The following is a 23,473-nucleotide window of genomic DNA, read 5'->3' on the forward strand; positions in this document are numbered from 1 at the left end:
AACAACCTTGTCATCTATGAAAGACAACAAGATCCGTGTCAAAAACAAGGCCGGCTACGTGCCGGCCTTATAACAATTACATCACCAGACGACGAATATCTGACATTATTGTACCGATGTATGCAGCGAAACGTGCCCCGGCAGCACCGTCAATGACGCGGTGATCGAAGGACAGAGACAGCGGCAACATCAGACGTGGTTCGAACTCTTTACCATTCCAGACCGGCTTGATGGACGATTTGGAAACGCCCAGAATCGCCACTTCCGGTGCGTTGACGATAGGCGTGAACGCCGTACCGCCAATACCACCGAGGCTGGAAATAGTGAAACAGCCGCCCTGCATGTCGGAGGCAGTCAGTTTACCGTCGCGGGCTTTCTTGGAGATAACCGACAGCTCGCGGGACAGCTCAACAATGCCTTTCTTGTTGACGTCACGGAACACAGGAACCACCAGGCCGTTAGGCGTATCAACAGCAACACCGATGTTGATGTACTTTTTCAGCGTCAGCTTTTGAGCATCGGCAGAAATCGAGCTGTTGAAGCGTGGGAACTCTTCCAGCGCCTTGGCAACGGCTTTCATGATGAACACCAGCGGCGTTATCTTGACGTCGAGTTTCTTCTTCTCGGCTTCAACGTTCTGCTGCTTACGGAATTCTTCAACTTCGGTGATATCCGCTTCATCGAACTGCGTAACGTGCGGGATCATGACCCAGTTACGGCTCAGGTTAGCACCAGAGATTTTCTGGATGCGGCCCAGTTCGACTTCTTCGATTTCACCAAACTTGCTGTAATCAACCTTCGGCCATGGCAGCATGCCCGGCAGACCACCGCCAGCCGCCGCAGCGGCAGCCGGTGCAGCTTCTGCACGTTTCACGGCGTCTTTCACGTAAGCCTGAACGTCTTCGCGCAGGATACGGCCTTTACGACCGCTGCCTTTCACTTTGGACAGGTTTACGCCAAATTCGCGGGCCAGACGACGGATAACCGGCGTTGCATGAACGTAAGCATCGTTCTCTGAGAACTCGCCTTTGCTCTCGGCAACGGCAGTAGGCGCTGGAGCCGCCGCTTTCTGTTCCTGTTTGGCAGAGGCAGCCGCTTCTTCTTTCTTAGCCGGCGCAGCGCCTTCTACTTCGAACACCATGATCAGGGAACCGGTGCTGACTTTATCGCCCGCTGCAATTTTGATCTCTTTCACGGTACCGGCAAACGGCGCGGGCACTTCCATTGAGGCCTTGTCGCCTTCAACGGTGATCAATGACTGTTCGGCGGCAACTTTGTCGCCCACTTTAACCATGATCTCGGTGACTTCAACTTCGTCACCACCGATGTCCGGTACGTTAACTTCTTTGCTGCCAGACGCAGCAGGGGCAGCGGCCGGTTTCTCTTCCGCTTTGCTTTCAGCCGCAGCGGGAGCAGGTGCCGCAGAGCCAGAGCCTGCAACTTCAAATACAAAAATCAGAGAACCGGTGCTGACTTTATCGCCCGCAGCAATCTTGATTTCTTTCACGGTACCGGCGAAAGGTGCAGGCACTTCCATTGAGGCCTTGTCGCCTTCAACGGTGAGCAGCGACTGTTCAGCTTCAACTTTGTCGCCCACCTTCACCATGATCTCGGTGACTTCAACTTCGTCGCCGCCGATGTCCGGTACGTTAACTTCTTTGCTTTCGCTTGAAGCGGCGGCAGCAGGTTTTGATTCTGCTTTCGCTTGTTCTTTGGCAGCCGGTTTCTCTTCCGCTTTAGCCGGTGCCGCAGCACCGTCCGCAGAATCAAACACGAAGATCAGTTTGCCGGTCTCGACGGTATCGCCGACCGCAACTTTGATTTCTTTCACCACGCCAGCCTGTGGAGAAGGGACTTCCATTGACGCCTTATCACCTTCAACGACGATAAGTGACTGCTCGGCCTCAACTTTATCGCCCACCTTCACCAGAATTTCGGTGACTTCTACTGCATCGGCACCAATGTCCGGTACATTAATTTCAATAGCCATCTGTCTTTACCTCTTACGCCAGACGCGGGTTAACTTTGTCAGCATCGATGCCAAACTTGGTGATGGCTTCTGCCACAACCTTCACATCGATCTCGCCACGTTTGGCCAATTCGCCCAGTGCAGCAACCACCACGTAAGATGCATCGATCTCGAAGTGGTGACGCAGGTTTTCGCGGCTGTCAGAACGGCCGTAACCGTCGGTGCCCAGTACGCGGAACTCGCTGGCAGGAATGAAGTTACGGATCTGCTCTGCGAACAGCTTCATGTAGTCGGTAGACGCCACAGCCGGTGCGTCGTTCATCACCTGAGCCACGTAAGGTACGCGTGGTTTTTCGGCCGGGTGCAGCATGTTCCAACGTTCGCAGTCCTGACCGTCGCGGGCCAGTTCGGTGAAGGAGGTCACGCTATAAACGTCAGAGCCAACGCCGTAGTCTTTCGCCAGGATCTGAGCCGCTTCACGCACGTGACGCAGGATTGCGCCTGAGCCCAACAGCTGCACTTTACCTTTGCTGCCTTCCAGAGTTTCGAGCTTGTAGATACCCTTACGAATACCTTCTTCCGAACCTTCCGGCATGGCTGGCATGTGGTAGTTTTCGTTCAGCGTGGTGATGTAGTAGTAAATGTTTTCCTGCGCGTCACCGTACATACGAACCAGACCGTCATGCATGATGACCGCCACTTCGTAGGCATAAGCCGGATCGTAGGAGATACAGTTAGGGATAGTCAGCGACTGAATGTGGCTGTGACCATCTTCGTGCTGCAGACCTTCACCGTTCAGCGTCGTACGACCCGAGGTACCACCGACCAGGAAGCCGCGCGCCTGTTGGTCGCCCGCTGCCCAGCACAGGTCGCCGATACGCTGGAAACCGAACATGGAATAGTAGATGTAGAACGGGATCATTGGCAGGTCGTTGGTGCTGTACGACGTTGCCGCTGCCAGCCATGAAGAAGCCGCACCCAGTTCATTGATCCCTTCCTGCAGAATCTGACCTTTTTCGTCTTCTTTATAGTAAGCAACCTGCTCACGGTCCTGCGGGGTGTATTGCTGGCCGTTCGGGCTGTAGATACCAATTTGACGGAACAGACCTTCCATACCGAAGGTACGCGCTTCATCGGCGATGATCGGCACCAGACGATCTTTAATCGATTCGTTCTTCAGCATCACATTCAGCGCACGGACGAAGGCGATGGTGGTAGAGATCTCTTTCTTCTGCTCTTCCAGCAGCTGAGAGAAGTCTTCCAGTTTCGGCATTTCCAGCTTCTGAGTGAATTTTGGCAGACGCGTCGGCAGATAGCCTTTCAGCGCCTGGCGACGTTCGTGCAGGTATTTGTACTCTGCAGAGTCTTTTTCCAGGGTGATGTAAGGCAGTTTTTCGATGTTTTCATCGCTGACAGGCACGCTGAAACGATCACGGATGTAGCGTACGCCGTCCATGTTCATTTTCTTAACCTGGTGGGCAATGTTCTTGCCTTCAGCGGTTTCACCCATGCCGTAACCTTTGATGGTATGGGCAAGAATGACGGTAGGCTGGCCTTTGGTGTTCTGCGCCTTGTTCAGGGCAGCAAAGACTTTCTTAGGATCATGACCGCCACGGTTCAGCGCCCAGATTTGCTCGTCGGTCATGTCTTTGACCAGTTCAGCGGTTTCTGGGTATTTGCCGAAGAAGTGTTCACGCACGTATTTACCGTCGCGTGATTTAAAGGTCTGGTAGTCACCGTCAACGGTTTCATTCATCAGTTGGATAAGCTTGCCGCTGGTGTCTTTACGCAGCAGTTCGTCCCAACGGTTGCCCCAAATGACCTTGATAACGTTCCAGCCAGCGCCCGCAAAGATGCCTTCCAGTTCGTTGATGATTTTGCCATTACCGGTAACCGGGCCGTCGAGGCGTTGCAGGTTACAGTTAATGATGAAGCACAGGTTGTCCAGTTTCTCACGGGTCGCGATGGTGATCGCACCTTTGGATTCTGGCTCATCCATCTCACCGTCACCCAGGAACGCATAAACGCGCTGGTTGGTCGTGTCTTTCAGACCACGGTGGTCGAGGTATTTCAGGAATTTAGCCTGATAGATAGCACCGATTGGACCCAGCCCCATTGAGACGGTCGGGAACTGCCAGAATTCAGGCATCAGTTTAGGGTGCGGGTAGGAGGACAGACCTTTACCGTGAACTTCCTGACGGAAATTGTTCATCTGCTCTTCGGTCAGACGACCTTCGAGGAAGGCACGGGCGTACACGCCTGGAGAGATGTGGCCCTGGAAGTACACCAGGTCACCGCCGTCCTGCTCGTTGCGCGCACGGAAGAAGTGGTTGAAACACACTTCATAGATAGCGGCAGAAGACTGGAATGATGACATGTGGCCACCCAGTTCCAGGTCTTTCTTGGATGCACGCAGAACGGTCATAATCGCGTTCCAGCGGATTGCAGTACGGATGTTGCGTTCCAGCTCCAGGTTACCCGGATACTCAGGTTCGTCTTCAACAGCGATGGTGTTGATGTAGTTACGGCTTGCAGCACCAGCTGCAACGCTCACGCCGCCTTTACGTGCTTCATTCAGAACCTGGTCTAGCAGGAACTGTGCACGCTCAACACCTTCTTCACGGATGACCGATTCGATCGCTTGTAGCCAGTCGCGAGTTTCGATCGGATCCACGTCATTATTTACACGTTCTGACATGGTGCTTTTCCTTATCTGTCTCTAATACGTTGGTTTATCTGGAGCCTGTCTTCCTGCGCTCTCTTGCAACGCCCTGGTGCAAAAAACGCACGAAGACAGGCCCGTCAGTTTAGTTTCCGCTCCCACGGGAGAGCATAAAAGCTTCCAAAATTATTCTCGGAGCCCAAACCTCGGGCATGGGTATGCAGACAGCCAGGATTACCCAGAGTTTAATTTTCTTCTTTACGTTGCTGGAGTCGACGTAGTGAACGATCACGACGACTGTGCTCCCTGCTCAGATCCAGCAAGACTTCCTCAATAAACGCCAAGTGACGGTGCGATGCTTCACGGGCTTTCTCAGGCTCCCGCGCAACAATCGCCGCAAATATACCGGCGCGGTGGTTGCTCACCATCGCCAGCATTTCGCGGCGCGAGTAAAGCAATTCAAAATTCTGTCGGACGTTTTTCTCGAGCATCGGTCCCATGCATCGCAGCAAATGCAGCAGCACCACATTGTGCGTGGCTTCTGTTACAGCCACTTGGTACTGCATAACGGCATCGGCTTCTGCGTCGAGATCGCCGCTGTCCTGTGCCGTCTGAATCACTACGTGACAGTCACGAATGCGCTCTAAATCTTCTTCCGTCCCTCGCAGTGCGGCATAATATGCGGCAATACCTTCGAGTGCGTGACGGGTTTCAAGGAGATCGAACTGCGATTCAGGATGGTCTGAGAGTAATTCTGCAAGAGGGTCGCTAAAGCTTTGCCAGAGGTTGCTCTGGACGAATGTGCCACCGCCCTGACGACGCAACAGGAGCCCTTTGCCTTCAAGACGCTGGATAGCTTCTCTGAGAGAAGGTCTCGAAACCTCAAACTGCTTCGCCAACTCGCGTTCGGGCAAAAGTTTTTCACCAGGACGCAGTGTGCCCTCAAGGATCAGAGATTCCAACTGCTTCTCAATCGCGTCAGATAACTTCGGCTGTCGTATTTTACTGTAGGCCATAGGGACGTTTATCTGCCTTTTCGGTCTGTGACGAGCTCGGAGTAAATTGGTAATACCAATTTAAAAAACGTGGCCGTAAAGTAACAAAGTATTCCTCTGGTGTCCATATCGGGCCGGTCTTAAAACGGCTTATCCCGCACATTTTAACAAATATTTAGCATTTCTTTTTTAAACGTGCCCTGGATCACATTTTGCTCTTAAGAGGCAATTTTTTGATCGGTTTGCGCGTTTCTTAGGCGCTAATTCAATAAAGCAGGTGCAAACTTTTTCGCATAACACTATTCTTGGCCGAACGGTAGTTCATGCTGATTTTTTGCCGCATTGCAGCCGTAAATAATTAGATACAAAACATGTAATCTTCGGCTTACAGCATCTGTTTTAAGCCGAATTTTAACTTTTCCCTTACGACAGAGGATCGGGAAATGAGTGATAGGCAGCATGGCGAAGAACTGAAGCGTGGATTGAAAAACCGCCACATTCAGCTGATCGCTTTAGGTGGCGCAATTGGCACCGGGCTTTTTCTGGGGATCGCCCAAACGATAAAAATGGCAGGACCTTCCGTTCTGCTCGGTTACGCTATCGGCGGGTTGATAGCATTTCTGATCATGCGCCAATTGGGAGAAATGGTAGTTGAAGAACCTGTTGCAGGTTCATTCAGTCACTTCGCCTACAAATATTGGGGCAATTTCGCCGGCTTCGCGTCAGGCTGGAATTATTGGGTTTTATACGTTCTGGTGGCGATGGCAGAGCTGACCGCCGTTGGTATCTACGTGCAGTACTGGTGGCCTGAGATCCCGACCTGGGTCTCTGCTCTGGTGTTCTTCGTGCTCATCAACGCCATCAACCTGACCAACGTAAAAATTTACGGCGAAATGGAGTTCTGGCTCTCGCTGGTTAAAGTGGTCGCGATCGTGGGGATGATTGTCTTCGGCGCGTGGCTGTTGGCCAGCGGCCACGGCGGGCCAGAGGCGTCAGTCACCAACCTTTGGGCGCAGGGTGGATTCTTCCCGAATGGCATCAAGGGACTGGTGATGGCAATGGCGGTTATCATGTTCTCCTTCGGTGGACTTGAGCTAGTGGGCATTACCGCAGCCGAAGCCGACAACCCGGAAAAGAGCATTCCTAAGGCCACCAATCAGGTTATCTACCGTATCCTGATTTTCTATATCGGCTCGCTGGCCGTGCTGCTGTCACTTTACCCATGGGGCAAAGTTGTCGAAGGCGGCAGCCCGTTCGTGCTTATCTTTAATGCCCTGGACAGTAAGCTGGTCGCTACGCTGCTGAACGCCGTCGTGCTTATCGCCGCGCTGTCGGTCTACAACAGCTGCGTGTACAGCAACAGCCGCATGCTTTTTGGTCTTGCTAAACAGGGTAACGGTCCTAAGTCGCTGCTCAAGGTTGACCGTCGCGGCGTGCCTTATGTCGCTATCGGCGTTTCGGCACTGGCAACGGCGCTTTGCGTGGTGATTAACTACGTGATGCCGGGTGAGGCCTTTGAAATCCTCATGTCCCTGGTGGTTTCTGCACTGGTGATTAACTGGGCGATGATCAGTCTGGCGCACCTGAAGTTCCGTGAGGCCAAAACGCGTGAAGGGGTCACGCCGAAATTCAAAGCGTTGCTTTACCCGTTGGGTAACTACGTTTGCCTGCTGTTCCTGGCCGGTATTCTGGTGATTATGTACCTGACGCCCGGCATCCAGATTTCGGTCATTCTGATCCCGGTATGGCTGATCATTCTGGGCATCAGCTATAGGCTCAGAGGCAAGAACAGCAATACCGCAGGCATTGTCAGTAAGTAAGCCACTCTCTGAGTCTGTGACATTCAACCCGGCCACCGCGCCGGGTTTTTTATGCCGCTAAATTGGCGCAGCAGCGAAGTGCAGTCTGGCTCACACTTTCATTTTTCTAACCAATTTGTCCATCTCTATAACCCTTATCTCCTGACGGGAATTCATAACCTGGGTCAATACTTCAGACACTTATTGTCGTTTGATCCCGTTTTGGAGAGAGTCCATGAGGCAAGGCGCGCTGTCGTTTAAAGAGAAAGTTGCATACGGCATGGGGGATGCGGGGTGCAACATGATTTGGGGTACGATCACCCTTTTCCTGAGCTACTTTTATACCGATGTATTCGGGCTTGCGCCTGCGCTGGTGGGCGTCATGCTGCTTTCCATCCGCGTGGTTGACGCCGTCAGTGACCCTATAATGGGTGCGATTGCCGACAGAACCCAAAGCCGATGGGGACGCTTCCGCCCTTACCTGCTGTGGATTTCCCTGCCCTTCGCGCTCTTCAGCATACTGATGTTTTCCACGCCGGACTGGAGTTACTCCAACAAGGTAATCTATGCCTTCGTCACTTATTTCCTGATGTCGCTGACCTATACCGCCATCAATATTCCTTACTGTTCTCTCGGCGGAGTGATCACGGCAGATCCTCAAGAGCGCGTCTCCTGTCAGTCTTATCGCTTCTTTATGGTGGGCATCGCGACCCTGATTCTTTCCTCTTCTTTATTACCGATGGCACAGTGGTTTGGCGGGGCGGACAAGGCGCGGGGCTATCAAATGTCCATCGCAGTCATGGCTTTCATCGCGTTGGTGATGTTCCTGTTCTGCTTTAGCTCGGTAAAAGAGAGGATCCAGCCCGCCGTACCGACAAAACACGCATTAAAGAGCGACTTAAAAGACGTCTGGAAGAACGACCAATGGGTGCGCATTCTGTTGCTGACCTTCTGCAACGTTTGTCCCGGCTTCATTCGCATGGCGGCCACGATGTATTACGTCACCTGGGTGATGGAGAAATCAACCTCCTTTGCCAGCCTGTTTATCAGCCTTGGCGTGATTGGCATGATGATTGGCAGCGCACTCGCCAAGCCGCTGACCGACAAATTCTGCAAGCTTAAGGTTTTCTTCTGGACCAACATTATTCTGACGCTGTTCTCCTGCGGTTTTTATTTCCTCGACCCGCACATGACGGTGCTGATTCTGGTGGCCTACTTCTTGCTAAATATCCTCCACCAGCTGCCTTCCCCGCTGCACTGGTCGCTGATGGCCGACGTGGACGACTACGGCGAATGGAAGACCGGTAAACGCAGCACCGGCATTAGTTTCTCAGGTAACCTGTTCTTCCTGAAATGTGGGCTGGCGGTTGCGGGTGCGATGGTGGGATTCTTGCTGTCAATTTATGGCTATCAGGCGGGTGCCGCGTCACAGACTCCGCACGCGCTAAACGGTATCGTGCTGTTGTTCACCGTTATTCCGGGCGTGGGTTATCTGATGACCGCAGGCGTAGTCAGACTACTGAAGGTCGACCGTGAGCTAATGAAAACGATTCAGGCCGATTTGGAGATTCGTCGCCGCAACTTTTCTGAACTCAACAAAGGCAGCGAGCTTGAGGGTTACCCCGGGGAAAAACAGGGTGAAACCGAGCGACCGGCCTTTGCCAGCAAGGAGCCCAAGCATGAGTAAGACTGTTTATCCGAACCCCTTTATCACCCAGCGCGCTGACCCACATATCTGGCGACATACCGACGGGCATTACTATTTTATTGCCTCCGTGCCGGAATATGACCGGCTCGAAATTCGCCGCTCGGCCACCCTCGAAGGGCTGGCGGAAGCGCGTCCGCGCGTTGTCTGGCGTAAACACGGCGGCGGGCCGATGAGTGCCCTTATCTGGGCTCCCGAGCTGCACTACATCAACGGCAATTGGTACATCTATTTTGCCGCAGCGCCGTCTGAAAAAATCGTCAACGGGCTGTTTCAGCATCGTATGTTTGTACTCGAGTGCTCAGATGCCGATCCACTGAGCGGCAAATGGCAGGAAAAAGGCCGCGTCGCGACGCCAATCGACAGCTTTTCGCTGGACGCCACCCACTTTACTCACGCAGGAAAAAGTTACTATCTGTGGGCACAAAAAGACCCCGCAATTGACGGCAATTCAAATCTTTACCTGGCCGAGATGAGCAACCCGTGGACCCTCAAGTCTGCTCCGGTGATGCTCAGCAAACCCGAACTTCCCTGGGAAATTATCGGCTTTAAAGTCAATGAGGGTCCTTCGGTCATCGAGGGTTATGACAAGATTTTCATCACCTATTCTGCGAGCGCAACCGACGAGAATTACTGTATTGGCCTGCTGTGGGCCGACCTCGAAAGCGATATCACTGACCCGTCACAGTGGCATAAATCGGAGAAACCGGTATTTCGTACCCATGCCGATAATCGACAGTTTGGGCCTGGGCACAACAGCTTTACTCAGAATGAAAAAGGCGAGGACGTACTGGTTTATCACGCGAGGAACTACGCGGAGATTGAGGGCGATCCGCTGTATGATCCCAACCGCCATACGCGGTTGAAGACCATAGATTGGGACGACGACGGCATGCCGGTATTAGGAGAACCTCCCGCAGACAACCGCGAAATTTAAATTAAACCAGGGTGCCGTAGATAGTCAGCAGCGCCACAACAATCAGAATGATGATGGTGACTTTACGCGCCATCGAAACCGCAGCGCGCGGGGTCTGCACCGGATCAAGATGCGGGTCTCGCGCCAGTGAAAACTGTGCGAGGCGCGTCAGTACCTGGTACTGCGAGCTATGAATATCGCCGAGTGATGCAAACCACGCCGGCAACGCTTTCTCACCGTGGCCAATCAGGGCATAGGCCACGCCCGCCAAACGTACCGGAATCCAGTCCAGCACGTGCAGAATACTGTCAACGCCCGACTGACTGCGCTTAAGCGGCGTCGTGTTACGCGCCAGCCAGCTTTGATACCCACGTAGCACCGCATAACCCGCCAGAGCTACTGGGCCGTAAGGTCCGCACACTACGAACCAGAACATCGGTGCGAGATAATAGCGGAAGTTGATCCAGATAAGCGCATTCTGCAACTCACGCAGCCGCAGATCTTCCGAGCAGTCCACCGGCAAACCGTGGATAAGCGCAAGCTCTTCGGCCATTTCGGAACAGGCGTTAACGTCCCCCTGTCGCGCAGACTTGAGGTAGGCGCGATAATGCTTACGCTTAAGCCCTGCCCCAATGCACAGCAGGCAGATAACCACCCACAACACCAGCGACGGCACGCCAAAGAACAGGCCATGAACCAGACGCAGAATTCCCCAGATGACGGCCATCCAGAGGATAAAAATTGCCAGCGTTTTAGTTAACGAGGCGGCGCGACCGCGGCGATAAATCACCTCGAAGCGGTGGTCGAGTTGCCAATGCTCGCCTAACTTGAACAAACGTTCCCAGGCTAAAACCAGCAACAAAGTAATTAACGTCATGAGGGGTGGCTCTCTTTTGATGTATCACTCGCTGCCTGCTCCCGCACTGCATCGAGATATCTCTGCCAGTCAAAATACGGACCGGGATCGGTTTTGCGTCCTGGCGCAATATCACTGTGCCCGGTGATGTGCTGTAAATCGACAGGATAGTGCTTTAGTATCAAATCGGTAACTCGAAGTAAACTCTGGTATTGCGCGTCGGTAAACGGCTCGAAATCCGTTCCTTCCAGTTCGATGCCGATAGAGAAGTCATTGCAGCGCTCCCGCCCCTGCCACACAGAGACGCCAGCATGCCAAGCCCGTTTGTCAAAAGGCACGTATTGCACAATTTCACCGTCGCGGCGGATTAAACAGTGGGCGGCAACGCGAAGCTGATAAATCTGTTCGAAAAACGGATCTTCGGCAGGATTAAGCGTGCCGGTAAAAAGTTGGTCAATATAGGGTCCGCCAAATTTTCCGGGCGGCAGGCTGATATTATGAATAACCAGCAACGAGGGGATCTCGTCCTCGGGGCGAAGATCGAAATGTGGAGAAATCACCCGTCGGGCTTCAGCGATCCAGCCTTGTTTTAACTGCATTAATGACCTCATAGGATGGGTTCTCGTGGTACTTACCTGAGCAAAAGGGTAGCATGTTTTTATAATTCACTATCCGCCATTTCGGAGTTTTGTATGCCTACTCGCAGCTACAGCGTTGAAAGTCGTCGCGCTGAGTTACTTGACCGTATTCACAATGATATTCCCCTTGTTGTTGCGCAGGCGCTGCGCGAGGACTTGGGCGGAGAGGTGGATGCCAATCGAGATTTAACCGCACAGCTGCTGCCGGCAGACAAGCAGGCTCAGGCCATGGTTATCACGCGCGAAGCAGGTATTTTCTGCGGTCAGGGCTGGGTCGATGAAGTGTTTGCCCAGCTTGGCAAAGGCGAGGTCAAGATTACCTGGTTAGTTAAAGATGGTGAACCACTGGTCGAAAATCAACCCCTTTTTGAGCTTTCCGGCCCGGCCCGGCTGCTGTTGACCGGCGAAAGAACCGCATTGAATTTCGTTCAGACCCTTTCGGGCGTTGCCAGCGCAGTGAACCGCTACGTCAAGCTGCTTGAAGGCACCAAAACCCGCCTGCTGGATACGCGTAAAACCCTGCCCGGTCTGCGTACCGCGCTAAAATATGCCGTGCTTTGCGGCGGTGGCAGTAACCACAGACTGGGGCTGGCCGACGCATTTCTGATTAAAGAGAACCACATTATTGCCTGTGGCTCGATTAAGGCTGCGGTGGAACGCGCCTGGGTCATTCATGCCGATGTTCCGGTTGAGGTCGAGGTTGAAAGCCTGTCCGAACTGACGCTGGCGCTGGACGCCGGTGCCGACATCATCATGCTCGACAACTTTACGGTCGAGATGATGCGCGAAGGTGTGGCGCTCACGGCAGGCCGTGCCCTGCTTGAGATCTCCGGGAATGTCACTCACGTGACGCTGCGCGAATTTGCCGAGACCGGCGTCGACTTTATCTCCGTTGGCGCACTGACCAAACACGTTCGTGCACTCGACCTGTCGATGCGTTTTCGCTAAGCCTCAACGGCGGATTGCCTCGCCCTCTTCGTGGGGCAATCTGCGAGCTGTCTCCCCATTTTTTGTAACACCTCCTTCTCTGCATTTTCTTTTTGCGTGACGTCGCGAAGCACGGCCTTGTGTCGCTGGTTTCCGGCATGGGTGCCAGTTAGCTTGAGCGCTCTTTCAACGCTGACATCCCTTCAGGGAATGGAGAGTTTCATGCAATCTGTCATTTTTACCCCGGTCCCAACGGCACATAACGACCACGGCCTTAAAGCCTCATTGCAACTGCAGCAGGGTTTTTCGCTAATAGAACTGATGGTGGTGATCGGTATTATTGGCATTCTCAGCGGTATCGGTATCCCCGCCTATCAGTCCTATACCCAAAAAGCGGCGCTCACCGACATGCTGCAAACCATGGTGCCTTACAAGACGGCCAGCGAGCTTTGCAGCATCGACTTAGGCGAACTGGCACCCTGCAACAACGGCGTATCCAGTATTCCGTTAACCAAGACCTCACGCTACGTCAGCGCAGTCCAGGTTAAGTCCGGCGAGATAACGCTCACCGGCCAGCAGGCGTTAAGCGGCCTGACGGTGGTCATGACACCGGTTATCAACACCCTCGACGGCAGCATTGACTGGTCCCGTCAGTGCACCAACGCGGGTAATCAAGGCATGGTCGATGCCTGCAATCAGGTCTTTCATTTCAACGATAAAAGCACGCGTGGATGAAAGCCAACGTTGAGCTCATGAAGACGACGCTGGCACAGCAGTGCCAGCACTATGGCGCGGTGTTCATCAGCATTGAGCAAGATAATCTGCGTGTCGCGTGTCATCAGCAAACAACCGATACCACTGCGCTGCTGACGGCGCTGCGCTTTACCTGCGCCCTGAAGGTGAATCTGGAATTTTGGCCGCAAACGCAGATTGAACGAGCGCGGAGCCAAGCGGAGAATCCCACGGGGGAGAAAGAGGCATCGGGTCAGCAAAATGAGGACCACAATCTTGATGAAAGCAGCGGTATACCGGTGGTGGAGTTTTTGAATAACGTGCTGCGGGTTTCTCTCCAGCGGCGGGCGTCGGACGTACACTTCGAACCTTTCGAGAATCAACTGCGTATTCGACTCAGGATAGACGGCGTGTTGCAGGAGCTTCCCGGACCGGAATTTGCGCTGGCGGCAAGCCTGACGGCACGCCTCAAAATTATGGGCCAACTTAACGTTGCCGAACATCGCCTGCCGCAGGATGGGCAAATGTCGGTAACCTTCGACAAACAGCGCTACTCGATGCGCATCGCGTCGCTGCCGGTGCTGTATGGCGAAAAGATTGTGCTGCGCATCCTCGACAGAACGCAGCAGGAGCTGTCGATGGAACAGCTTGGCTTTTCTGCGCGAGAGCAGCAACAGTATCTCGCGGCCCTCGCTAAACCCCAGGGGCTGATTCTGGTTACCGGTCCGACGGGGAGCGGTAAAACGGTAACGCTCTATACCGGACTGCGTCATCTCAATACCGTAGGACGCAATATTTGCAGCGTGGAAGATCCGGTTGAGATTCCCGTACGCGGGATTAACCAGACGCAGATTAACAGCAAGACATCGTTAAGCTTTGCCAAGGTCCTGCGTTCACTGCTCAGACAGGACCCTGATGCAATCATGATTGGTGAAATCCGTGATGCCGAGACGGCAGAGATAGCCGTTAAGGCCTCGCAAACCGGGCATCTGGTGCTATCGACGCTGCATACTAACTCAACGACCGAAACCTTAGTCAGGCTGGCGCAAATGGGCGTAGAGGGGTATCAGATTGCCGCCAGTCTGCGCCTGGTGATTGCCCAGCGCCTGATTAGAAAACTCTGTCCACACTGCAAAGCCCACCAGCAGGCGTTGATAAAATGTCATCCTGACACGGTGCCACAGCCGATGCAAGTTTGGGAGGCCAAGGGCTGTGAGCAGTGCTTCTCTGGCTACTATGGTCGAGTGGGCATTTATGAAATGCTGGAAAACAGTTCTCAACTACAGCAGGCGCTGGTTAATGGTGCAGATTCGCAGGTGCTGCGCAATATCGCAAGCTCGCAGGACCAGCGCACTCTTTTCGCCTCAGGGATGGTGCTGGTGGAGCAAGGCATCACCTCGCTGAGCGAGCTGTATCGGGTAATCGGCGAAGGGAACCAGGGTGAGCCATAGCCTCTATCTCTTCTCGTGGCAGGCAGTCGATGACGCCGGCGAACTGCACTGCGGTGATAGCCTGTCCTCGGGTTCACAGGAGGTACTTACCCCACTCGTGGAAAGCGGGCTACAGCCGATCGTCATTAAAAAGTCGCAACGGATAGGTGCGGGTTACTGGAAGAACAAGGAGCGCATCGCGTTTATCCGGCAACTTGCCACCCTGCTGCAAACAGGACTGCCACTGACGCTGAGCCTAAATCTGCTCGCCGGTGACCATCCTTTGGCAGCCTGGCGCTGCGTGCTGGCGGAGACGGTAAAAAGGGTCAACGAGGGGCAGCCGCTGTCGGCGGTTATGCTGCTGTATCCACAGGTTTTTCCGGCTATTTATCCGCAGATTATTGCTATCGGTGAGCTGACTGGTCAGCTCGAAAGCTGCTGCGAACAGCTTGCGGTGCAGCAGGAGCAGGTGGTTTTACTGCAAAAGAGGGTCAAGAAGGCGCTGCGTTATCCGCTGATTGTCATGGCGATAGCAACCGGTATCACCCTGCTGATGCTGACTATGGTGTTACCGGAGTTCGCCAAGATCTATGCCTCTTTTGACGCAGAACTACCGGGCTTTACGCAGATGCTGATTACCGCCTCGGAGGCGATTGTGCGCTTTGGGCCCGCCCTGACGCTGTTGATTGTCTGCGGCGGCGGGCTCTATTTTCATTATTTACATCCGCAGGAGACGTGGCAGCGGCGTGAGCAAGGCTGGCTGCTGCGGCTGCCGCTGGTCAAAAAATTGATCAGTGACGGCTGCCTGTGCCAGCTGTTCCAAACGTTGGTGTTGACCCAACACGCAGGGATGACGCTGAGTGCAGGGCTAAGCGCGGCCGAATCAGCCATCAGTAATTTACACTATAAGTCCGCCGTGGGAGAGTTGACCCGACAACTGGCGCAGGGTATCCCGCTGCACAAAGCGCTAAGCGCCTCGCCGCGTTTTCCGGCCCTGTGCCGCCAGTTAGTGAAAATTGGGGAAGAGTCAGGGTCGCTCGATACCCTGCTACAAAAGCTGGCGCACTGGCACGCCGAGCAGGCTAATGAGTTGGCGGATAATATGGCGCAGAAAATCGAGCCGCTGATGATGCTGTTTATGGGTATCGTGGTAGGAGGGTTAGTTATTGCGATGTATTTGCCGATATTTAATCTGGGTGCGGCGATGAACTGAAAATCTTCATCGTCCGCACCGCCGACCCTGTGACTTAGCGCCGAGCCCTTTCAAGGCGCAGCGCGGGTCTTAGTCCCCTGCCAACGGGGGCGTTGCATTCACTTTACTGTCCAAACAGACGGTTTTCCTGCTCGGCAACGCGAATGAAGGTTGTGCGTTTGGTCAACTCCTTCAGACGCTCAGCGCCGACATAGGTGCAGGCAGAACGCAGGCCGCCAAGAATATCGCGCACGGTGTTCTCGACGGGCCCGCGCAGCGGCAGGGTAACCGTTTTACCCTCTGCGGCGCGATATTGCGCCACGCCTCCCACGTGGCGCTTCATGGCAGACTCTGAGCTCATCCCGTAGAACAGCATAAGTTTCTCGCCGTTTTCCTCCACGACAGTCCCTTCGCATTCGTCGTGCGCGGCCAGCATTCCGCCCAACATCACGAAGTCTGCCCCGCCGCCGAAAGCTTTCGCAACGTCACCGGGCACGGCGCAGCCCCCATCGCTGACAATCTGCCCGCCGAGGCCGTGCGCCGCATCGGCGCACTCAATAACGGCCGAAAGCTGCGGATACCCTACCCCGGTTTTAACCCGCGTGGTGCAGACCGACCCCGGACCGATGCCCACCTTGACGATATCTGCGCCGGAGAGGATAAGCTCCTCCACCATTTCCCCCGTGACCACGTTACCGGCACAGATAACCTTGTCGGGACAGGCTTCGCGAACGCGCTGCAGGAACTCGACAAAGTGCTCGGAGTAGCCGTTTGCTACGTCCAGACAGATGAATTTTAGCAGTGGCGACAGCGACAGGATTTTCAGCGTTTTGGTAAAGTCAGCTTCGGAAGTCCCGGTTGATACCATCACATGGCGCAGAACGGACTCGCTGCTAAGCGTAATGAACGCCTGCCACTGTTCTACGCTGTAATGCTTGTGAACCGCGGTGAGTAAACCGAATGACGCCAGTGCTTCAGCCATACTAAAGGTACCGACAGTGTCCATATTGGCAGCAATAACAGGGGTTCCCGACCAGCTATGGCCAGAATGCTTAAAGGTGAATGTGCGTTCGAGTTCAACTTCTGAACGGCTCTTGAGGGTAGAGCGCTTTGGACGAATGAGGACGTCTTTAAAACCTAATTTTAAATCTTCTTCAATACGCATGGGATTGTCCTGGTTGGGCTTTAAGCCTGTGGCGTAAGCCGACAAGCACGTAACAGTTTGCACCTTCTCCAGTGGTTTTATCATACTCAGGAATAGCCTCGCGGCAAGGGTTGGTTTTGCATCGCGACTCACAGTTTAGGGTTTCAATTTAGGATAAAAACCCCTTCGGAGTTGGCTTGCATCTACTGCCGATACCTTTATCATTTAGGGTATCGATATTTTCAAAACAGAATCATCCGAGCAAAAGCATGAGTTATATTGTGGCCCTCACCGGCGGTATAGGAAGCGGCAAAAGCACGGTTGCCAACGCGTTTGCGCGTCTGGGCATCACGCTGGTTGACGCCGATGTTATTGCCCGTCGGGTTGTCGAACCCGAGACGCCAGCCCTGCTTGCTCTGGCTGAACGATTTGGTAAACAAGTTATTCAGGAAAATGGTTCACTTAATCGCCCACGTCTGCGCGAAATAATTTTCAGCAATGCAGATGATAAACAATGGGTTAACCAACTCCTCCATCCTATAATACAGGCTGAAACGCAGCGGCTAATTCAGGCTGCCTCGTCGCCTTACGTGCTTTGGGTCGTTCCCCTACTCGTAGAAAATGGATTACAAGCCCGGGCAAATCGGGTAGTTGTGGTCGACGTAAGCGAAGAGATTCAGCTTGCACGCACTGTCAGCCGAGACGGCGTAAGCCTCCAGCAGGCAAAAAGTATTATCGCCGCACAGGCTTCCCGCCAGCAGAGGCTGGCCTGTGCGGATGACATTATTGATAACAACGGTGGTCCCGAGACGATCGAGCCGCGTGTTGCTTCATTACATAGCCGCTATCTGGATTTAGCGGCTTCAGCGACCCGACAGGATATTGACAAGAATGAGTGATGTGGTTACTACCGTTCTCTTTGAACATCCTTTAAATGAAAAAATGCGCACCTGGTTGCGCATAGAGTTTCTTTTACAACAGTTACACGCCAATCCACAGCTCGGCACAATCGCTCCTGCCCTGACTTTTTTCCGCACCGCGTCTGATTTATTAGACGTTCTGGAACGCGGCGAAGTCCGCACCGAGCTGTTAAAAGAACTCGAACGCCAACAGCAAAAACTGCTGCAATGGGCCGACGTGCCCGGCGTAGACATGGCCCGTATTCATGCGTTGCGCGTAGAGCTGAAAAATACCGCTGCAGTGCTGATGAGCGCTCCACGTATCGGTCAGGCGCTGAGAGAAGACCGCCTGATAAACCTGGTCAAACAGCGTTTGAGTATCCCTGGCGGCTGCTGTAGCTTTGACCTACCCACGCTGCACATCTGGCTGCACCTGCCTCAGGCTCAGCGCGACAAAGATGTACAGTATTGGCTGGAAACCCTTGAACCACTGAATCGTGCGCTGACCCGCGTTCTGGACCTGATTCGTCAGTCTGGGCCGTTCAGCAACCTGACCAGCCTCAACGGTTTCTTCCAGGACAACGCCGAAGGAGCCGACCTGCTTCGACTGCGCCTTTCTCTGGAACATCAGCTTTATCCTCAGATTTCAGGGCACAAGACGCGTTATGCCATTCGCTTCCTGCCGTTGGATAGCGAAAAAGGCCAGGTTCCGGCCAGACTTAACTTTGAACTTGCCTGCTGCTAGGAGCTGAATATGGATAACGAGATAACTAAAGTACACTGCCCAACCTGTGGCAAGTCGGTGATTTGGGGCGAGCAAAGCCCGTATCGCCCCTTCTGCTGCAAGCGCTGTCAGCTGATTGACCTGGGCGAATGGGCCGATGAAGAAAAACGCATTCCAAGCAAAGGCGAGATTAACGATCTTGACGAGTGGAGCGAAGACGACATCAAATAAATAGGCTAAAAGGCCTGATGCCACCCGCTTTAGGATCCGTTAAGCGGTCCGAACGATGAGAAAATCCGGAACAGGCCATGTCTCCGGATTTTTTTTGCCAATTTTTCAACGCCTCCGAGTCGGTGTTAAGAACCCAAGGGCGGACAGGAAAGCACAGGCTGCTCCGGCATCATCGCCACGCCACGCCTCCCTTACGACTATTTTCTGTCCTAAATCTCACCTTTCTGCAACGCGGTTACCACCTCGGCGTTGGCAGGTGGGAAATCGCTTTCTTTCAGTTCACGCTGAGCGACCCAACGCTTGGGTTGCCCTTCTTTGCCGTAAGGTTCGCCGGTCCAATGTTGAACCAGGAAGAAGTGCAGATTGACGATACGGTCAGGGAATTTATGCTCCAACGTGCGGACCAGCTCAGGGGCAGAGGCGTCGATACCGACCTCTTCCTGTAGCTCACGGACTAACGCCTGTTCGGCGGTTTCCCCAGACTCTATCTTGCCGCCCGGAAACTCCCAGAAGCCCGCCATATGCGAGGAGGCGTCGCGCTGGGTGATAAATATTTCCTTGTCGGCGTTGCGGATGATCCCTACCGCGATATTCACTTTTTTCACAGTCACTGTGTTTACCTCAAAAGTAAGGGCGGTAATTAGTCAATAATTAACCGCCCTTCATGTCTTTATTCGTCAGACGAGTAGATTAGTTCTGCAGGCGACCGTGGCACTGCTTGTACTTCTTGCCTGAACCGCATGGGCAAGGATCGTTGCGCCCGACTTTACGTTCAGAAGCAACGCTAGATTCGCCGGTGGTAGACAGTTCTTCTTCGAGAGAGGCGACGTGGCTCAGCTGTTGCTGCTGTGCCAGACGCTCTGCTTCTTCGCGACGATGCTCTTCCATCGCTTCAACTTCTTCCGGCATGCGGACCTGCACTTTGCTCAGTACGCTAACCACTTCATATTTCAGTGATTCGAGCATAGAAGCAAACATTGCAAAGGACTCACGCTTGTATTCCTGCTTCGGATCTTTCTGCGCATAGCCGCGCAGGTGGATCCCCTGACGCAGGTAGTCCATTGCCGCCAGGTGCTCTTTCCACAGGGAGTCGAGCGTTTGCAGCATCACACCCTTCTCGAAGTTGCGCATCATGTCCACGCCAACCACTTCTTCTTTGCTCGCGTAAGAGTCTTTAGCGACCTGCAGAATACGCTCACGCAGCGTTTCTTCATGCAGTTCAGGCTCTTTGTCCAACCACTCCTTGATAGGCATTTCCAGCTCGAAGTCGTTCTTCAGACGCTGTTCCAGACCTTCAACATCCCACATTTCTTCCAGAGACTGTGGCGGGATAAAGCTGTCGATGGTGCTCTTGAACACGTCTTCACGGATGCTGGCGATGGTTTCGCTCACGTCGGTGACGTCCAGCAGTTCGTTACGCTGGGTGTAGATAGCGCGACGCTGATCGTTTGCGACGTCATCGTACTCGAGCAGCTGTTTACGGATATCGTAGTTACGGCTTTCGACTTTACGCTGTGCGTTGGCGATAGCCTTGGTCACCCATGGGTGTTCGATGGCTTCGCCCGGCTTCATACCCAGTTTACGCATCATGCTGGCAACGCGGTCAGAGGCGAAGATACGCATCAGTTGGTCTTCCATGGACAGGTAGAAGCGGGATGAACCGGCATCACCCTGACGACCGGCACGGCCGCGCAGCTGGTTATCGATACGACGCGATTCGTGACGCTCGGTACCAATAATGTGCAGCCCCCCCGAGGCAAGAACCGCCTCATGGCGTACGTTCCAGGCTTCTTTGATAGCCGCAATCTGCTCTGGGGTCGCATCTTCACCCAGGTTTTCAATCTCGACCTGCCAGCTACCGCCCAGCACGATATCGGTACCACGACCCGCCATGTTAGTGGCGATGGTTACGCGGCTCGGTTGACCGGCCTGAGCAACAATCTCTGCCTCTTTGGCGTGGAACTTGGCATTCAGTACGCTGTGCGCGATACCAGCTTTGGTCAGTTCGTGGGATACCACTTCAGACTTCTCGATAGATGCGGTACCGACCAGAATTGGCTGGCCTTTGGCGCTGCGCTCTTTGATGTCTTCGATGATGGCACCGATTTTTTCCATCTCTGTCATGTAGACCAGGTCAGGCAAATCTTTACGCTGCATTGGACGGTTGGTCGGCACAACGATGGTATCCAGCTTGTAGATGGTGCTGAATTCGAAGGCTTCGGTGTCCGCTGTACCCGTCATACCGGCCAGCTTCTCGTACAGACGGAAGTAGTTCTGGAAGGTAATGGACGCCAGCGTCTGGTTTTCGTTTTGAATATCGACGTTTTCTTTGGCTTCAACGGCCTGATGCAGACCGTCAGACCAGCGACGACCCTGCATGGTACGGCCGGTGTGTTCGTCAACGATGATCACTTCGCCGTCTTTAACGATGTAGTCAACGTCGCGAGTGAACAGCACGTGGGCACGCAGAGCGGCGGTCACGTGGTGCATCAGCATGATGTTGCCCGGAGAGTACAGTGACTCGCCTTCTTCCATGATGCCTTCTTCAGCCAGCAGCTCTTCAATCAGGATCAGGCCACGTTCGGTCAGGTGAACCTGGCGGGCTTTCTCATCCACGGAGAAGTGACCTTCACCCTGGAAGGTGTCAGAGTCTTCTTTTTCCTGACGGATCAGTTTTGGAATCAGCTTGTTAACGCGGATATACATCTCGGAGCTGTCTTCAGCCGGACCGGAAATGATAAGCGGGGTACGTGCTTCATCGATAAGGATGGAGTCAACCTCATCCACCAGCGCGTAGTGCAGCTTGCGCTGAACGCGTTCTTCAATGCTAAACGCCATGTTGTCACGCAGGTAGTCAAAACCGTATTCGTTGTTAGTACCGTAGGTGATGTCCGCTGCGTAGGCCGCACGCTTGGCCGGTGCAGGCATATTTGGCAGGTTGATGCCCACGGTAAGGCCGAGGAACTCGAACAGTGGACGGTTGTTTTCGGCGTCACGCTGTGCCAGATAGTCGTTGACGGTAACAACGTGAACGCCCTTGCCGCTCAGCGCATTTAGGTACGCAGGCAGCGTTGCGGTCAAGGTTTTACCTTCACCGGTACGCATCTCGGCGATACAGCGCTCGTTCAGCACCATGCCGCCCAGCAGCTGTACGTCGAAGTGACGCATGCCGAATACGCGCTTACTTGATTCACGCACCACGGCAAAGGCTTCAGGGATCAGCGTTTCAAGCACTTCGCCCTTCGCCAGACGCGCACGGAATTCGTCGGTCTTGGCGCGCAGCTGCTCGTCTGAAAGTGCCTGAATCTCAGGTTCCAGACGATTGATTTGGTCAACTACCTTGCGCATACGGCGCAGCGTACGGTCATTACGGCTACCAAAAACTTTGGTCAATAATTTGCTTAACATGATTCTTGATTTCTCTTTGAGACCACTCTTGTGGCTACTATTTTTGTTAGTACTTTGGGTCTTGCCCGCACAGTGAACAGGCATGTGCCATGCTTACTGATGCAACGAAAAACGGCAAAGATGCTTCAGAAATGACAATCAAACAAGAAGGGAGTAGGGTCCGGCGCGCGTACCCAGAACCTGGGCGAGCCAGAGTCCGGGCTGATGCCTGGCAGAAGCCGTGAGCAGCAGTTGCTGGGTGTCACGGATGATGACAGGCGGTTTGGCTTCGTGGGTGAGCAGCGAATTTAGAGTTACCAGCAGGGCCATCTGCTGAACGTGCAGCGGCTCGGCATCGGCAGAGGCGAGTTCAGGACTGGCAACGCTGTAGGTCACAACCTGAGGCGCTAGTGCAAAAGAAAGGTGACGGATGACGGTTCGCAGCGCATGCTGCTGCCAGTAGTCGACGCCGACCGAGGCACGGCGATGCGCCTGAAGCCACGCCAGATTGGTCAGTCCGCGAGTGCCGATATTTAAACGGTTTAGACTTGAGGAGGTATTGGTTACACTTGCCAGCTCAGTTTGTGAAAGATTCGTCGACACGCCAAGGCTAGCCGCGACCATCCCCAACAGGAGATGCGGCCAAAAATACCTTCTGCCAAATTGTCGCCAACGATTTAGAATACCAATCACAAGTTTTACAATCCGCCGGAGCTCGTCAATGCGTAACAGCCGCCCACAATTATTAGATATCCTGTTCGATGACGCCACAGCCGCGGGGCAAAGCCCTCTGCGTGCGGTTCAACAACGTGCGGCCGCATTACTCAAGCTCAATCGCGCTGTCAAAGGTCTGTTACCAACCCAAATGCAACCGTGGTGCCGGGTAGGTAATTATCGCCAGGGTGTTTTGGTGCTAGAGATAGCAAATGCCAGCTGGATGATGCGCTTACGTTATGAACAACCGGCGCTTCTCTCTGCACTTCGAGCGCAAATACTACCATCATTGTCTTCAATCGACATCAGGATTAATCCATCGTTGATGGCTAAATCTGAAAACTTATCGCAGAAAGATGATGCAGATTATCAAAAACAGGGCGTATCTCAGGGTCCCTTACCGCCGGTAAGACAACTGAGTAAACAAAGTGCGGATGAGTTGCGATTACTGGCGAGCCGTAGCCCGGAGAAACTTAGAAAGGCATTAGAACGACTGGCTGAAATGGCCGGAGAGGGTGCCAAAACAACCAGTCGTAATAAGTAATATCAGTAC

At 53.7% G+C, this 23,473-nt stretch carries 20 protein-coding genes; 11 read left to right on the forward strand and 9 right to left on the reverse strand.

Translation table 11 applies throughout. The annotated features are described in order from the left end of the window. Positions 1-76 precede the first annotated feature (76 nt). The 3 genes from aceF to pdhR form a co-directional block, all read right to left on the reverse strand. Entirely contained in the window at positions 77-1,990 is a 1,914-nt protein-coding gene (gene aceF, locus O1V65_RS15605; RefSeq protein WP_269129867.1) for a pyruvate dehydrogenase complex dihydrolipoyllysine-residue acetyltransferase, read from the reverse strand. A 13-nt stretch (positions 1,991-2,003) separates the two neighbouring features. Continuing rightward, complete coding sequence (gene aceE / locus O1V65_RS15610) at positions 2,004-4,667, reverse strand: pyruvate dehydrogenase (acetyl-transferring), homodimeric type (RefSeq protein ID WP_017489956.1); 2,664 nt, start codon at positions 4,665-4,667, stop codon at positions 2,004-2,006. Between the two features lie 209 nt (positions 4,668-4,876). Next, positions 4,877-5,647: a pyruvate dehydrogenase complex transcriptional repressor PdhR gene (pdhR, locus tag O1V65_RS15615; protein ID WP_017489955.1), complete on the reverse strand. Its 771-nt coding sequence runs from the start codon at positions 5,645-5,647 to the stop codon at positions 4,877-4,879. A 422-nt stretch (positions 5,648-6,069) separates the two neighbouring features. Between pdhR and O1V65_RS15620 the strand changes: the two genes are divergently transcribed. From O1V65_RS15620 to O1V65_RS15630, 3 genes are all read left to right on the forward strand, one after another. After that, complete coding sequence (locus tag O1V65_RS15620) at positions 6,070-7,446, forward strand: amino acid permease (RefSeq protein WP_017489954.1); 1,377 nt, start codon at positions 6,070-6,072, stop codon at positions 7,444-7,446. Positions 7,447-7,660: 214 nt separating this feature from the next. Further along, entirely contained in the window at positions 7,661-9,112 is a 1,452-nt protein-coding gene (locus O1V65_RS15625; RefSeq protein WP_269129868.1) for a glycoside-pentoside-hexuronide (GPH):cation symporter, read from the forward strand. Next, positions 9,105-10,067 carry a glycoside hydrolase family 43 protein gene (locus O1V65_RS15630; protein ID WP_084911728.1) on the forward strand — a complete coding sequence of 321 codons (963 nt, stop codon included), beginning with the start codon at positions 9,105-9,107 and terminating at the stop codon, positions 10,065-10,067. The genes O1V65_RS15625 and O1V65_RS15630 overlap by 8 nt, the downstream gene beginning before the upstream one ends. A gap of 1 nt (position 10,068) precedes the next feature. On the opposite strand, the gene ampE is transcribed toward O1V65_RS15630, so the two are convergent. Continuing rightward, positions 10,069-10,923, reverse strand: a complete 855-nt coding sequence (gene ampE / locus O1V65_RS15635) for a beta-lactamase regulator AmpE (RefSeq protein ID WP_017489951.1) — start codon at positions 10,921-10,923, stop codon at positions 10,069-10,071. After that, on the reverse strand, positions 10,920-11,501 hold the full coding sequence (gene ampD, locus O1V65_RS15640) for a 1,6-anhydro-N-acetylmuramyl-L-alanine amidase AmpD (RefSeq protein ID WP_017489950.1): 582 nt from the start codon (positions 11,499-11,501) through the stop codon (positions 10,920-10,922). The genes ampE and ampD overlap by 4 nt, the downstream gene beginning before the upstream one ends. 93 nt (positions 11,502-11,594) lie before the next feature. Here ampD and nadC point away from each other — a divergent pair, with 93 nt between their 5' ends. From nadC to hofC, 4 genes are all read left to right on the forward strand, one after another. After that, a complete protein-coding gene (gene nadC, locus O1V65_RS15645) occupies positions 11,595-12,488 on the forward strand; it encodes a carboxylating nicotinate-nucleotide diphosphorylase (protein WP_017489949.1) in 894 nt (297 codons plus the stop codon). Between the two features lie 264 nt (positions 12,489-12,752). Beyond that, a complete protein-coding gene (gene ppdD / locus O1V65_RS15650; RefSeq protein ID WP_026110266.1) occupies positions 12,753-13,202 on the forward strand; it encodes a prepilin peptidase-dependent pilin in 450 nt (149 codons plus the stop codon). Beyond that, on the forward strand, positions 13,199-14,650 hold the full coding sequence (gene gspE, locus O1V65_RS15655) for a type II secretion system protein GspE (RefSeq protein ID WP_017489947.1): 1,452 nt from the start codon (positions 13,199-13,201) through the stop codon (positions 14,648-14,650). The genes ppdD and gspE overlap by 4 nt, the downstream gene beginning before the upstream one ends. Further along, a complete protein-coding gene (gene hofC, locus O1V65_RS15660; RefSeq protein WP_017489946.1) occupies positions 14,640-15,842 on the forward strand; it encodes a protein transport protein HofC in 1,203 nt (400 codons plus the stop codon). The genes gspE and hofC overlap by 11 nt, the downstream gene beginning before the upstream one ends. Before the next feature lie 103 nt (positions 15,843-15,945). Here hofC and O1V65_RS15665 read toward each other — a convergent pair whose 3' ends face one another. After that, positions 15,946-16,986 (reverse strand): GMP reductase, encoded by a 1,041-nt coding sequence (locus O1V65_RS15665; protein ID WP_017489945.1) that lies wholly within the window; start codon positions 16,984-16,986, stop codon positions 15,946-15,948. Positions 16,987-17,234: 248 nt separating this feature from the next. Between O1V65_RS15665 and coaE the strand changes: the two genes are divergently transcribed. From coaE to yacG, 3 genes are read left to right on the forward strand one after another with little or no spacing between them, the layout of a single operon-like run. Continuing rightward, on the forward strand, positions 17,235-17,864 hold the full coding sequence (gene coaE, locus O1V65_RS15670) for a dephospho-CoA kinase (RefSeq protein ID WP_269129869.1): 630 nt from the start codon (positions 17,235-17,237) through the stop codon (positions 17,862-17,864). Then, complete coding sequence (gene zapD / locus O1V65_RS15675; protein ID WP_017489943.1) at positions 17,857-18,609, forward strand: cell division protein ZapD; 753 nt, start codon at positions 17,857-17,859, stop codon at positions 18,607-18,609. The genes coaE and zapD overlap by 8 nt, the downstream gene beginning before the upstream one ends. 9 nt (positions 18,610-18,618) lie before the next feature. After that, positions 18,619-18,819 (forward strand): DNA gyrase inhibitor YacG, encoded by a 201-nt coding sequence (gene yacG / locus O1V65_RS15680; protein WP_017489942.1) that lies wholly within the window; start codon positions 18,619-18,621, stop codon positions 18,817-18,819. 209 nt (positions 18,820-19,028) lie between these two features. Here yacG and mutT read toward each other — a convergent pair whose 3' ends face one another. The 3 genes from mutT to secM all read right to left on the reverse strand — a co-directional run bounded on the left by mutT (position 19,029) and on the right by secM (position 22,899). Then, the gene (gene mutT, locus O1V65_RS15685) at positions 19,029-19,424 is read right to left on the reverse strand and encodes an 8-oxo-dGTP diphosphatase MutT (protein WP_026110263.1); all 396 of its coding nucleotides are present in this window, start codon (positions 19,422-19,424) and stop codon (positions 19,029-19,031) included. A gap of 85 nt (positions 19,425-19,509) precedes the next feature. After that, entirely contained in the window at positions 19,510-22,227 is a 2,718-nt protein-coding gene (gene secA, locus O1V65_RS15690) for a preprotein translocase subunit SecA (protein ID WP_017489940.1), read from the reverse strand. A gap of 138 nt (positions 22,228-22,365) precedes the next feature. Next, positions 22,366-22,899, reverse strand: coding sequence for a secA translation cis-regulator SecM (secM, locus tag O1V65_RS15695; protein ID WP_038327486.1), 534 nt, complete (start codon positions 22,897-22,899; stop codon positions 22,366-22,368). 28 nt (positions 22,900-22,927) lie between these two features. Between secM and O1V65_RS15700 the strand changes: the two genes are divergently transcribed. Continuing rightward, a complete protein-coding gene (locus O1V65_RS15700; protein WP_017489938.1) occupies positions 22,928-23,464 on the forward strand; it encodes a DUF721 domain-containing protein in 537 nt (178 codons plus the stop codon). Positions 23,465-23,473 lie beyond the last annotated feature (9 nt).

Origin of the sequence: Rouxiella badensis (assembly GCF_026967515.2) — a bacterium.
GTDB classification, from domain to species: domain Bacteria; phylum Pseudomonadota; class Gammaproteobacteria; order Enterobacterales; family Enterobacteriaceae; genus Rouxiella; species Rouxiella badensis.